Raw genomic sequence first — 14,660 nt, 5'->3', positions numbered from 1 at the left:
CGGCACCCGACTTCGCGGCCGTCGTACATGCCTCCCGGCGCACACACGGGGCCGAATGGGTCGAACGCGAACGGATTTCATCGGGACGTCGACCGGAGTCCGATCCGTATTCACCGGACCACTCGGCCCGAATGGTTGCCGTCGAACCCGACGAAATCGTCAAGGAGACCCGGCGATAAAGCACAGCCGCTCCCGGGCCAGACGGCCCGCTGGTCTTTCGGTCCGGAAACCGAGTGCTCAACCGACCTTTCCGAGCCGGGCCACCCTTGAACTTAACACGCCCGGCGAGGTCTGGAAACGGGACCGAACGGACCATGGCGTTCGTATCCTCGTACGCGTGGGCACCGCCATTCGGCACCACGGACTTCGTTGTCCGCCGATCGGCGGTGCCGGGAAAGGAAGTGTCATCGGACACTTCCTCTCGGTCCCGACCGACGGGACGTGAATGCGTCTTGGGGTGAGCTTGCCGGGTCGATCAGTGAAATCACATTCGCATTTCGTCGGCGGGGTGCACGGGTTGCTCGACGAGCGCGCGCGGGTCGATCCGGATCAGGTCGCGGTGGTGTGCGGCGGCGACCGGGTGACCTACGGCGAGCTCGACGCCCGTTCGCGGGAGGTCGCCGGGGTGCTGGTCGGGCACGGGGTGCGGCCGGAGACGCGGGTGGGGCTGTGCGTGGAGCGCGGCGTCGACATGGTGGTGGCGCTGTTCGGCGTGCTGCGGTCCGGCGGCGCGTACTTCCCGCTGGAGCCGGACCTGCCCGCCGCCAGGATCGCCGCGCTGGCGGGCGATGCCGTGGTGCTCACCCAGCCGCACCTGCTGGACCGACTACCCGCGCAGTTGCCGACGATCATCGTCGGGGGTGACCAGTCGACCCGGCCGTTGCCCGAGGTCGTACCGGACAACCTGGCGTACGTCATCCACACCTCGGGATCCACCGGCACACCGCACGGCGTCATGGGCACCCATCGCGGCCTGTTGTCCCTGTATGCGCATCACCGCACCGAGGTCTTCGCCCACGGACGGCGGCTGCGGGTGGCGCACACCGCCGCGCTGTCGTTCGACGCGTCCTGGATGCCATTGCTGTGGATGCTGGCTGGCCACGAGTTGCACGTTCTCGACCGGGACACGCTCTCCGACCCGCGCGCGATGGTCGCCGCGCTGGCCGGGGCCCGGATCGACGTTCTCGACGACACCCCGGCCCGGCTCCGCGAACTCGTGCGCGCCGGGCTGTTGGACGGCGGCAACGCCCCGGCCATCGTGGTCACCGGCGGCGAGGCCGTCGATCCGGCATTGTGCGCGGCCCTGGTCGGCGCGGGCGTCACGGCCTACAACGGTTATGGGACGACCGAGACAGCAGTGGAGAGCCTGATCTGTCCCGTATCCGAGGTGGAACGGCCGGTACTGGGTCGCCCGATCGCCGGGACCTGGGCGTATGTGTTGGACGACGAGTTGCGGGAGGTTCCGGTCGGGGAGCTGTTCCTCGCCGGTCCCGGTTTGTCCCGGGGGTACCAGGGTCGTCCCGGTCTGACCGCGTCGGTGATGTTGCCTGATCCGTTCGGCGGGCCGGGCACGCGCATGTACCGGACGGGCGACGTGGTGCGGTGCCGGGCCGACGGGCTGTTCGACTACCTCGGGCGCGTCGGCGACCAGGTGCAGGTGCGCGGCGTCCGGGTCGAGCCTGCGGAGGTCGAGGCCGCGCTGCTGCGGCACCCGGAAGTTGCGGCCGTCGCGGTCGTACCTCGGGACGAACGGCTGGTTGCGTATGTCGTGCCGGTCTCTGGCAGCGATCCCGGTTCCCGACGGTTGCGGGCCTTCCTCGACGAGTTGCTGCCTGCCGCGTTCGTGCCTGCGAGGTTCGTCAGCCTCGCCGATCTGCCGCTGACCGACCGAGGCAAGGTCGACCGGCGCGCGCTGTCCGCTCGACACGATGAGCCCGACGAACCCGCCATCCTGCCGAGGACACCGGCCGAGGAACGGGTCGCCGCAGTGTGGCGGGCGGTGCTCGGGGTCGAGCGCGTGGGCGTGACGGACGAGTTCGTGACGCTGGGCGGGGATTCCATCCTGGCCATGCGGGTGGCCACCGAACTCGGCCGCGACCGTCCGCTGCCCGCGCGGTTCGCCTTCACCCACCCGACCGTCGAGACCATGGCGGCGTACTTGGCCGATCGTCCCGAGGATCCCGGCACGAGCAAGCCGAACGAGGACGACACCACCGCACCGCTGTCGTTCGCCCAGCAACGGCTGTGGTTCCTGCACGAACTCGGCGACTCCGCCGAGTACAACACCGCCGTCGGGTTCCGGTTGCGCGGCCCGCTCGATCTCGACGCGCTGTCAGCGGCACTGGACCGGTTGGTCGAGCGGCACGAGTCGCTGCGGACCACCTTCCGGGAGGCGGATGGGCGGGGCGCGCAGGTCATCGGTCCGCCGTTCGCGTTGCGGCCCAACCGGATCAGTTGCGCCGAAACCGACCTCGACGACGTGCTCGCGGCGTTCGCCGACGAGCCGTTCGACCTACGACGCGGCCCGCTGGTGCGCGTCGTGCTGGTACATGTGGCCGAGCAGGATCACGTGCTGGCCCTGTGTCTGCACCACATCGTCACCGACGGCTGGTCGATGGGCGTGCTCGCCGAGGAGCTGGGAATCCTCTACTCAGGACAGGCAGAACCGTCCCCACCAGCCACACGCTACATCGACTTCGCTCGTGCGCAACGAGAGCATCTCACGGGTACCACCCTCGACAGACATTTGTCCTACTGGGAGCGGCAGCTCAGCGGGATGAGCACAGTGGAGCTGCCCACCGACCGACCGCGACCCGCCATCCGCACCGGCCAAGGCGACCGCGTGATCCGCTCAGTGTCCCCGGATGTGGTGCGCAGGCTGGCGGAACTCGGCCGGACGCGCGGCGCGACGCTGTTCACCACGCTCGTGGCAGCGACCCAGGTCCTGCTGGCCAGGCTCTCGGCCCAGCGCGATGTCGCGGTCGGCACCGTCACCTCCGGGCGGGACCGCACCGAGCTGGCGGGCCTGGTCGGCTTCTTCGTCAACACCGTCGTCATCCGGTCCGATGTAGACCTCTCCGCGTCCTTCCCGGACTTCCTCAGCAGGGTGCGCGGCACGGTGCTCGACGCGCTCGACCATGACGCGGTCCCGTTCCACCGCCTCGTCGAGCTGTTGCGGCCCGAACGCGACCTCAGCCGCGCGCCGCTGACCCAGGTGGTGGTACTGCTCCAGAACGCCCCGTCCGCAGCACCCGACCTCGCCGGACTGACCGCCACCGAGTACGGGATCCCCCGTCGAACGGCCGTGTTCGACCTGACCGTCGAGTTCATCCCGGCGGAGGACGGCCTGCGGCTGGAGGTCGAGTACAGCACCGACCTGTTCGAGGCGGCCACCGCAGCCCGGCTGGCGGACCAGCTGCTGACACTGCTCGACGGCGTGGTCACCGACCCGGGCCTGCCCCTGCCCCTGGCCCGGCTCCCGTTGATCCCGCCCGACGAGGCCCGCCTGCTGGCACGCTGGTCCGTTGGCGCGCCGACGACCGACCGGTCCGTGCCCGAAGCGTTCGCCGCCCACGTCGCCACTCGCCCGGCCGCGCCCGCCCTCAGCTGCGACGGAGTCGTGCTGACCTACCGCGAGCTGGACATCGCCGCCAACCGGCTGGCACACGAACTGCTCGCGCGGGGCGTGCGCCCGGAGGCGCGCGTGGGCCTGTGCCTGCCGCGCGGGATCGACGCTGTCGTGGCGATGCTCGCCGTCCTCAAGGCGGGCGCGGTGTACGTGCCGCTGGACCCCGACTACCCCCGGCCGCGACTGGCCCTGATGATCACCGACGCCGGCACGGACCTGGTGCTCACCCACGCAAAGCTGCGCGACCGCCTGCCCACGGGCACCCCGACGGTGGCCCTGGACGACAGCGACCTGTCCCGGTGTCCCGATCACGTTCCGCCGGTCCGGACCCATCCGCGCGGCGGCGCCTACGTCATGTTCACCTCCGGGTCCACCGGCCGTCCCAAGGGCGTACTGGTCGAGCACCGGGGCATCGTCCGCCTGGTCACCGGCGAACCGCTGCGGGCCGGTCCGGACGACGTCGTGGCCCAGTACTCGACGCTCGCCTTCGACGCCTCCACCTTCGAGATCTGGGTGGCCCTGCTCAACGGCGCCCACCTGGCCGTCTGCGCGCGCGGCCTGCTCTCCGCCGAGGAGCTGGGCCGCTTCCTGACCACCGAGGCGGTCACCACGCTGTGGCTCACCTCCGGCCTGTTCCACGAGGTGGCCGCCACCGATCCCGGGGTGTTCGCCCGTCTGCGCTGGCTGGGGTCCGGCGGCGACGTGGTCTCCGCCGAGCGCTGCGCCGAGGTGCTGCGTCGGGTGCCCGACCTGCGATTGGTCGACGGCTACGGCCCCACCGAGATCACCACCATGGCCACCGCGCACGTGGTCGGGGCGGGCGAGTCACCGGTGCCGATCGGGCGGCCGGTCGTCGGGACCCGTTGTCACGTGCTCGACCGGTCGCTGGACCCGGTGCCCGTCGGGGTGCCCGGCGAGCTGTACGTCGGCGGTTCCGGGCTCGCGCGCGGCTATCCGGGACATCCCGGGCTGACCGCGCAACGGTTCGTGGCCGACCCGTTCACCCCCGGCGAGCGGCTATACCGCACGGGGGACGTCGTCCGGTGGACGCGGGCCGGGGTGCTGGAGTTCCTCGGGCGGACCGACGAGCAGGTCAAGATCCGCGGGTTCCGGGTGGAGGTGGGCGAGGTCGAGTCCGCGCTGCGCGCCCATCCGGCGGTGACCGGGGCCGTGGTGGTCGCCCGCGACCACGCCGCAGGCCACAAGCAGCTCGTCGCCTACGCCGTGGTCGATCCGGCCGCGACGGACGGGCCGGGCCTGCGGGCGTTCCTGGCGGAGACGGTGCCCGCGCACCTCGTGCCCGCCGCCGTGGTGTTGCTCGACGCCTTGCCGCTGATGCCCAACGGCAAGCTCGACCGGGCCGCGCTGCCCGAGCCGCCGACCCGGGCGACACCGGTTCACGTGCCGCCGGACGGGCATGACGCGCAGGTGTTGGCGCGGGTCTGGGCGGAGGTGCTCGGGGTGGCGCGGGTCGGCGCCGAGGACAACTTCTTCGCGCTGGGCGGCGATTCCATCCTGAGTTTGCAGGTGGTGTCCCGGGCGCGGGAGCTGGGGTTGCGGCTCACGCCCCGGGACGTGTTCCGGCACCAGACCCTGTCGGCGGTCGCGGCGACGGCGGATACCGGGACGGCGGTCGAGGCCGAACAGAGTCCGGTGACCGGAGAGGCGCCGCTGACCCCGATCCAGCGCTGGTTCCTCACCACCGAGCACCGCGAGCACTTCATCCAGTGGCTGACCGTCGAACTGCCCGCCGATGTGGACCGGGACGCACTCCGATCGGCGGTCGAGGCCCTGCCCCGGCACCACGACGCGCTGCGCACCCGATTCGCCCATGTGGACGGTGAATGGACACAGCGGACATCCCAGCCGTCCGATGAGGATGTGCTGGTCGTCGGCGCGTCCACGGTGTCGGACTGTCTGGACCAAGTCCGGGCCCGGATGAACCTCCAGTCCGGACCGCTGTTCCAGGCCGTGCTCACCTCGGGTCCGGTGTTGCTGCTCGCGGCCCACCACCTGGTGGTCGACGGGGTGTCGTGGCGCGTTCTCCTAGCGGACCTGCGCACCGGCTACGACCAGGTGATGTCAGGCCATCCGGTCACGCTGGGGCCCAAGACGACCTCGTTCCGCGACTGGGCACGGCTTCTCGCCGAGCGTGCCGCGACCGGCGCCTTCGACCACCACCTGCCGTACTGGGCGGGAGCGGTCGTCGACCTGCCGACCGTGGCGGCCGAGGATGGTTCCCCGGAGCGCATCGTCACCGTCTCCCTGTCTCATCAGGACACATCCGATCTGCTGCACGGCGCTGCCTCCGCCTATCGCGCGCGGGTCGACGACGTTCTCGCCGCCGCTCTCGCTTTGGTGCTGTCCCGCCACACGGGGCGGGACCGGATCCCACTGGAGCTGGAGGGGCACGGTCGGGAGGAGATCGCCGGGGTCGACCTGTCCCGCACCGTCGGGTGGTTCACCACGGTCTTCCCCTTCACCGCCGACCTGCGCGGCGCGTCGGGCTGGCCTGCGGTGATCAGGTCGGTCAAGGAGGGGCTGCGCACCGCCCACGAGCACGGCCTCAGCCATGGCGTCCTGCGTTGGCTCACCGACCACGAGCCCGCCACGCACCGTCCGATGGCGAGCCTGAACTACCTGGGCCGCTTCGACTCCACCCAGGACGGCCCCTTCGCCCGGGTCCCCGACGGCATCCGGCTCGACAAGCGCACGGCCACCACGGGATCGTCCCATTTCGACATCACCGCCAGTGTCACCGCCGATGGCGAGCTGGAATGCGAGTGGACCTACTCCCCCGGCACCCACAGCCCCGAGACAGTAGGCGAACTCGCCGAGGAGACCCTGGCCGCCTTGCGCGAGATCGCCGCGCACTGCGCCGAGCCGGGCGCGGGCGGGTTGACCCCGTCGGACTTCCCCCTGGCCGGACTCGACCAGGCCGGGCTGGACCGGCTCGGGCTCGACGGTCGGGTGGAGGACGTCTATCCGCTGACCCCGATGCAGAGCGGGATGCTGTTCCACAGCCTGTCCCGTCCCGGTTTGTACCTGGAACAGGCCGTGATCACCGTGACGGGTGTCCCCGAGCCTGCGGCGCTGGAGCGCGCCTGGTCGCGCGTCGTCGAGACCACACCGGCACTGCGGACGGCGGTGGTGTGGCAGGGGTTGCCCATGCCGTTGCAGGTCGTGCACCGCGAGGTCTCGATCCCGGTATCCCGGCACGACTGGCGCGGTCTTCCCGCCGCAGAGCAGGAGGACCGGTCGCGACGCCTGCTCGCCGACGATCGAGCCGCCGGGCTCGATCCGGCATCGGTGCCGTTGGCACGGTTGGCATTCGTCCACATCGACGAGTCGACAGTGCGTGTCGTGTGGACCTTCCATCACTTGCTATTGGACGGCTGGAGCGTGTTCCAGCTTCTCTCGGATATCCTGACCGTCCTCACCGGCGGCATGCCACGACCACGCCGCCCCTTCCGCGACCACGTGGCCTGGGTGCTGGCCCAGGACACGACCGCCGCCGAGCGGCACTGGCGGGACGTGCTCGCCGGGTTCCGGGAGACCACCCCACTCCCTTTCGACCGGCCGCCGGACCGGGCACACCGGTCGTGCTCGTCGGAGTCCCACGAGGTGCCGCTTTCCCAGGACACCGTGGCGGGTGTGCACGCGCTCGCCCGGCGCAACCGGCTGACGCTCAACACGGTCGTGCTGGGCATGTGGGCGGTCCTGCTCGCGCGCCACGCCGGGACACGGGACGTGTGCTTCGGCTCGGTGGTGTCCGGTCGCCCGGTCGACCTGCCCGGTGCCGACGCGATCATCGGCATGATGGTCAACACCGTGCCGGTCCGCGTCGAGGTGGACACCGCCGACGTGCTCGGCTGGCTGGGCCGGGTGCAGGCCGCCCAGGCGGAGTCCCGCCGGTATGAGCATCTCCCGTTGTCCCAGGTCCAGCGGTCGGCGTCGATACCGCCGGGTGCGGCGCTGTTCGACAGCGTCGTCGTGTTCGAGAACTACCCGCTCGACCACGAGCCGACCGGCGACGGCCCGCGCGTGGCGGAGGTCGTGGTGGTGGAGAGCACGAACTACCCACTGCACCTGGTCGCCGAGGGCGGTTCCCGGGACGGCGAACCACTGGCGTTGCGCCTGGGCTACGACCCCGACCTGTTCGACGCCGCGACCATCGCCACCCTGGCCGCCGACCTGGCCGATCTGCTGCGGGACCTGATCGGGAACGTCGTTCCCACCGTCACCCGGACTCCCCCGGCACGGATCGCGGAGCCGCCCGCGCCGGTCGGGGAGTTCCTGGCCCCGCGCAGCACCGCCGAGCGGACGGTGGCCGACATCTGGTCGGAGGTGCTGGCGGTGGCGCGGGTCGGCGTGCGGGACGACTTCTTCGCCCTCGGCGGCGACTCGCTGACCTGCCTGCGGGCCACCGCCCGGCTGGGCGCGGTGTTCGGGGTGGACGTCCCGCCGCGCGCCCTGTTCGACAACCCGACCGTCGGCGCGCTGGCCGCCCTGGTCGAACGATCCACTCGGGACTACGAGCTGTGAGACTGGAGAGCGCCGTGCCGGAAGAGTCCACATCGGACATCGCGGTGATCGGGGTGGCCGCCCTGCTGCCGGGCGCCACCGACCTCGACGGGCTGCACCGGCTGTTGGCCGAGGGCCGCGACCTGGTCGCGCCGCCCACCCCGACCCGGGTGCGGCACACCGGCGGCACCCCGGGCACCGACTACCTGCCGCTGGCCTACCTCGACCGCGTCGACCTGTTCGACCACCGCTTCTTCGGCATCCCGTTGCGCGAGGCCGAGGTGATGGACCCGCATCACCGGCTGCTGATGCAGCTGGCGCACGAGGCGATCGAGAACGCCTGCCTGCGCCCGGAAGGGCTGCGCGGCTCGCGGACCGCCGTCGTCCTCGGCCACTCCCCGTCCGACTACGAGACCCTCTACACCGACGACGACCTCCTGCAGACCCTGGGCTCGCTGCCCGCCGCGCTGGCCGCGCGGATCTCCTACCACTTCGACCTCACCGGCCCGACGTACACGGTGGACACCGCGTGCAGCAGCGCGCTCGCCGCCGTCGCCCAAGCGGTCGCCGAACTACGCCGGGGTACGGCGGATCTGGCCCTGGCGGGCGGGATCAGCCTGCGCCCGGTGCTGCTCCCGGTCGAAGGACATGTCCACGCACGCGGGGTCGAGTCCCCCGACGGCTGCTGCCGCCCGTTCGACGAGCGGGCCAACGGCGCGGCGGCGGGCGAGGGCGGCGCCGTGGTGCTGCTGCGTCGGCTCGACCACGCCCTGGCGGCGGGCGACCCGGTGCAGGGAGTGATCAAGGGTATCGCGGTGAACCACAATGGACACCGGATGGCCAGCATGGGGGCGCCGAGCAGGCAGGCGCAGACCGAGGTGGTCACGGCGGCGTGGCGGGACGCGGGGGTGCGCGCGGACACCGTTGGCTATGTCGAGTGCCACGGCTCGGCGACGCCGCTGGGCGACGTGATCGAGGTGGACGCGCTGCGGCAGGCGTTCGCCGACGCCGGTGTGCCCGCCCCCGGCTGCCCGATCGGCTCGATCAAGGGCAACGTGGGTCATCTCGACGGCGCCGCCGGGATGGCCGGGCTGCTCAAGGCGCTGCTCGCGGTGCGGCGGGGCGTGCTGTACCCGACGGCGCACTTCACCACGCCCAACCCGATGCTCGACCTGTCCGGCCCGGTGCACGTCAACCCGGCGTTCCGGCCGTGGAACCCGGCGGGACAGCGCCGGGCGGGGCTGAGCGCGCTGGGCCTGACCGGGACGAATGTGCACGCCGTGCTGGAACAGCCGCCGTCGGTCGATGTCCCGGTTCCGGATCTTGGGGGTGAGATCGTCACCGTCTCGGCCAAGTCGGCGGCCGCGTTCGACCGGTACCGCGAACGGTTGGCCCGGTTCGTCGCCGGTACCGACCACGATCTGCGGACCGTCGCACACGCGATGAACCGCTACCGGCACGACCACCCCTACCGGGGCGCGTTCCCGGCGCGGACCAAGGACGAGCTGGTCACGGCGTTGCGGGCGGCGGGCGCGCCGGAGGAGCCGGTGCCAGCCGAGCGGCCGGTGGTGGTGCTGTTGGCGGGCGACACCGTCGTGGACGAGCCGATCTGGCGGGAACTCGGCGCGGCGTTCCCGTCTCTCGCGGACGTCCCGTTGCCCGATTCCGACGCGGAACGGCTGGTGGTCACGCGCGCGGCCCTGCTCGACCTCGCCGGGTCGCTGGGCCTGCGCCACGCCCACCTGGTCGGTTCCGGCGCCGGGAACCTGGTGGTGCGCGTGGCCCGCGAGGAGACGACCCTGGACGAGGCCCGGCGGGCCGCGCGGGGGATGGCGCTGACGACCGACCTGGACCGCACCCGGCTGGCGGGTGTCGCCGAGCGGTTCGCCCGGGACGGCGCGGTGCTGGTGGACCTGGCCACCGATGGGATCCTGGCCCGGGAGATCCGCCGGTTGCGCCCGGAGTTGCCGCTGGTGGAACTGTTCGCCGTACCCGGGCGGCGGGGAGTGCTCCGCCGGCTCGGTCTGCTCTACCGTCTCGGCGCCGACCTCGACTGGGACGCGCACTACGCCGGAACGGCCATCCCCCGGATCCCCGCGCCGACCTACCCCTTCGACGAGATCCGCTGCTGGTGCCGTCCCCTCGACGCACCCCGCCCGACCATCGGCGTTCCGGCACCGCGCCTGAGCGGCAGCGATCCCACACTGCGGCCGACCGGCACCCGCACACCACGCCCGACCACCGGCGAGCAGGCCGCACGGCCGACCGGCGGCACTCCCGCACTACGGCTGACCAGCGACGATCCGGCGCCGCACGAGCAGGTGATGGCGGTGTGGCGGCGGGTGCTTGGCGAGGACGACCTGTCCCCCGACTCGAACTACTTCGCGCTCGGCGGCACGTCCATCGCCGGGATCAGCGTGTTGCGGTCGCTGGAGGCCGAGTTCGGCATCACCCTCACCTTCGCCGACCTCTATGCGCACCCGACCGTCCGCGACCTGGCCGACCGCGTGGCCCACCTGCGCGCCGAGGGCGGTTCCGTCGGCGCCAACCAGGACATTCCCCTCCTGTCCCGGGGCGGTCGGCTTCCGGTGTCCTACGGGCAGGAGCAACTCTGGTTCCTGGACCGGCTGGCCCCCGACACCGCCCTCTACAACATCCCGCACGACCTGCGGCTCGCCGGACCACTGGACCAGACCGCGTTGACGGGCGCCGTGCGGGACCTGATCGGCAGGCACGAGGTGCTGCGCACCGCCATCACCGACGACGACGGCGTGCCCTACGCCGTGGTCCGCGACGAGGAGCCCACCCTCACGGTGCACGACCTGTCCGCGTTGTCCGAGCACGAACGACACCGCGAGGCCCGGCGCCTGATCGAGGCGGAAGCCGTCCGGCCGTTCGACCTGGCCCGGGGGCCGCTGGTCCGGGCCACCCTGCTGCGGCTCGCCGAACACGACCACGTCCTCATGTGGACATACCACCACATCATCTTCGACGGCTGGTCCCCCACGGTCTTCTTCCGCGACTTCACCGAGCTGTACCAGGCCCGAGTGGACGGTCGTCCGGCCGACCTTCCCGCGCTCGGCCCCCAGTACGCCGACTTCGCCGCGTGGCAACGCGAACGGCTCGCGGGCGGCGTGCTCGCGGAGGGCCTGAAGTTCTGGCGTGGCGCCCTCGCCGACCTGCGTACCGACGAGCTGCCCCTGGACCGACCGCGTCCGTCCACTCGCGACTTCACCGGCGCGATGGTCGAGTTCGAGGTCGACACCGGGCAGGCCGACCGGATCCGGGCGTTGAGCAGGCGGCTGGGCGTCACCACCTTCGTCACCATGCTCGCGGTGGTCGACGCGCTGCTGCACCGCTGGGCCGGGCTCACCGACGTGGTGATCGGGGCCGCCACCTCCGGCCGGGTCAACCCCGCCACCCACGACCTCATCGGCTACTTCAACAACGTCCTGCCCTTCCGCACCGGCGTCGCGGCCGACCTGCCGTTCACCGACCTGGTGCGCCGGTGCGCGGGCACGGTCGCGGACGTGCTCGACCACGAGGAGGTGCCGCTGGAGAAGATCGTCGCCGACGTACTCGGCAGGCGGGACCCGAGCAGGCACCCCCTGTTCGACGTGGTCTACACCTACCAGAACGTCCCCCAGGACACCGCCGAGCTCGGCGGCCTGGCCTGCACCCGCTACCTCGACGGCGCCATCGCGGGCATCGCCCCCGGCACCGCCAAGTTCGACCTGACCCTGGGCGTGGTCGACCAGGGCACCGGCCCGCTGACCGGCTACGTCGAGTACGCCACCGCCCTGTTCGACGCCTCGACCGCCGAACACCTGGCCCGGCTGCTGACCGAGCTGGTGGCCGAGGTCGCCGCCACCCCGGACCGCCGACTCGCCGAACTGCTCCCCGATGCTCCACAGTGGAGGGACGCCATGCCCCAGACCGACCCCGCGCCCGCCCCGCCCGACCGGACCGGCGCCCCGTTCGCCGAACGGGTCCTGGCCCGCGTCGTGGCCGACCTCCTCGCCCTGCCCGAGGTCAGCCCGGCGGACAACTTCTTCGACCTGGGCGGAGACTCCGTCCTCGGCGTGCGGGTCGCGGCCCGTGCCGCACGGGCGGGCGTGCACATCACTCCCTTGCAACTGCTCCAGTGCCGAACCGTGGGCGAGCTGGCCTCGATCGCAGTGGTCGGCGGACAGCAGACCGCAGTGGAGACTCAGCAGAAGACCCCGGATCGCCCGATCCCCCTGACCCCCATCATGCACGAGTTCCTCGCGCTACTTCCCCACGGCGGACGGGACTTCATCGAGACGCACGTGCTGGAGATGACCTCCACTGCGGTAACCGCCGAACACGTCCGCGCGGCAGTCACCGCCCTGGTAGCCCGACACGAGCCACTGCGGTATCGCTTCCGGGGCAATGATCTGAGTAGACACATCGAACTCGATCCACACGGCACTGTCCCCTTCGATGTGTCGGTCCTGCCCCCGATGAGCGGCCAGGAAGAACAGGACCTGATCGCGGCCGACTGCCGAACCCTGGGCACCGACCTGGACCTGACCCGGGGCCCGATGCTGCGCGCCCGCTACTACGAACGCGGCTACGACCGCACCGGCCTGCTGGTCCTGCTGATCCACCACTTCGTCTTCGACAACATGTCCACCGTCGTGCTCATAGACGATCTCGAAGCCTCCCTGACCGACCTGTCGGCAGGACGCGTCCCCACCACCGAGCCGCATCCCCCGACCTGGCGGCAATGGTCCGAACACCTCCAGGACATGGCCACCTCCGACAACCTGGCGGCCGAACTGTCCTACTGGACCACCATCGCCCGCGCGGGCGCCGACCTGGGCCCACTCCCCGGCAACGGCGGCAGCGGCCTGGTCAACCGCACGCTCACCCCACTCCCGCCGCACGACTCGGCGACCGAACGCGAGATCGCCCTATGCGCGGCAGCCCACGGCCTGGCCCGCTGGAGCGGCGCCCCCGGGGCCTACCTGACCATGGAAGGCGAGACCACTCCCAGCCCCTACCGACACGCAGGCCGTGGCCCCGCCATCGGCTGGTTCACCACGCTGCACCCGGTCACCATCCCGATCGCCCCCGACACCACCGCCCGGGACAGCCTCCCCGGAGTCATCGAACGCACCCGTTCGGTCCCCCACGACGGCGTCGGCCACGGCATACTCCGACACCTGTCCCCGCACACCCCCGCAGTCTCGCGACTGCGCGCCGCACCCATGCCCCAGGCCATCGTCCTGCGCGCCCCCACCGCGTTGACCGCCTTCGACACCGGCGTCCGCCTGGTACGCACCCGCTGGGACCTGGCCACCAACCTCAAGACGGCCGCCACCGCCTGCTTCCCGTTGATCATCGCCATCGCCGAACGGGACGGACGCCTGCACATCGAACTGACCAGCACCGCCTGCCTGGACCAGTCCGAAGTGGAGTCCCTGGCCGACCACATCGAGGCGGCCTTCGCCGACCTCACCGCCCCATGATCGCCCTGACCGCCGCAGGCTGGTACCTACCCGACCGGGTCCCCATCACGGACCTGCCCGAGCTGGCGACCCTGTCCCCCGCCGAACACGCGACGTGCGCGGCCCTGGGCATCGACACCATCGCGGTCGCGGACTCCCTGACCGCGACCGACCTGGCCGCCCATGCCTCCCGCCACGCCCTGGCCTCGGCAAACCTGACCCCGCACGACCTGGACGCCATCCTCCTGGTCGACCCCCGCGCCCCCGACACCCTGATCAGCTCCGAGGCCACCCGCCTGCAGTCCACCCTGGGCGCCGACCAGGCGATGGCCTTCTCCGTCGGCGGCCTGGGCTGCGCCTCCCTGACCCCGGCCCTGCTCACCGCCGAGGGCCTGCTGCGCGCCGACCCGGACCTCGGCACCATCCTGATCGCGCACGGCAGCAAACCCGCCACCCCGACCCGCTACCGGCACCCGGTGACCCTCAACGGCGACAGCGGCGGAGCCTTGGTCGTCGCCCGGGACGGCCCGGTCCGCGTCCGCGACATCGCCCTGCAGACCAGCGGCACCTACTCCGACCTGTTCCACCTCGACTACCGCGACCGCCCCTACACCGAGTGGACCGAGGAATGCACCGACCTGCCGACCTACTCCTTCCGTCTGGCGGTCGAGACCCGCAACCGCCTCCGCGCCCTCGCCGACCGGATCCTGCACCGCAACGACCTGGACCAGGTCCCCTGCCACATCACCCAGAACCTGTCCACGTCGTCGCTGCGCAATCTTGAGGAGATCCTCGGTTCGCCCGTGGCCAAGTCCTGCCACGACAACCTCACCCGCTACGGGCACCTCGGCCCGAACGACGTATTCCTCAACCTCTACACCGCACTGGAACAAGGAGAGCTGTCCCCGGGGTCCCGAGCCCTGCTCTTCAACATCAGCCCGTCCGCCGCCTGGAGCGCCCTGCTGGTGGAAACCGGCCCTCAGGAACAAGAACACCACTTGCTATGACCCCTCGGGCGCTCACGAGCCGCCATC

Annotated in this window: 3 protein-coding genes; all 3 read left to right on the top strand. The window is 71.7% G+C overall.

Going from position 1 to position 14,660, the window contains the following annotated elements; all coding sequences use genetic code 11:
- The first annotated feature begins 508 nt into the window (after positions 1-508).
- From C503_RS0108335 to C503_RS0108325, 3 genes are read left to right on the top strand one after another with little or no spacing between them, the layout of a single operon-like run.
- Complete coding sequence (locus tag C503_RS0108335; RefSeq protein WP_018681731.1) at positions 509-8,173, top strand: non-ribosomal peptide synthetase; 7,665 nt, start codon at positions 509-511, stop codon at positions 8,171-8,173.
- The gene (locus tag C503_RS0108330) at positions 8,170-13,647 is read left to right on the top strand and encodes a condensation domain-containing protein (protein WP_018681730.1); all 5,478 of its coding nucleotides are present in this window, start codon (positions 8,170-8,172) and stop codon (positions 13,645-13,647) included. Before C503_RS0108335 ends, C503_RS0108330 begins: the two co-directional genes overlap by 4 nt.
- The gene (locus C503_RS0108325) at positions 13,644-14,633 is read left to right on the top strand and encodes a 3-oxoacyl-[acyl-carrier-protein] synthase III C-terminal domain-containing protein (RefSeq protein WP_018681729.1); all 990 of its coding nucleotides are present in this window, start codon (positions 13,644-13,646) and stop codon (positions 14,631-14,633) included. Before C503_RS0108330 ends, C503_RS0108325 begins: the two co-directional genes overlap by 4 nt.
- The last annotated feature ends 27 nt before the right edge of the window (positions 14,634-14,660 follow it).

This window comes from Actinokineospora enzanensis DSM 44649, from assembly GCF_000374445.1.
Classification (GTDB): domain Bacteria; phylum Actinomycetota; class Actinomycetes; order Mycobacteriales; family Pseudonocardiaceae; genus Actinokineospora; species Actinokineospora enzanensis.
Note: the sequence above shows the minus strand (reverse complement) of the source record. Positions and strands in the feature narration are given on the sequence as shown.

What these genes read in the sequence shown, in the direction of transcription:
- C503_RS0108325 (WP_018681729.1), top strand. Translation starts at nt 13,644, where the DNA reads ATGATCGCCCTGACCGCCGCAGGCTGGTACCTACCCGACCGGGTCCCC.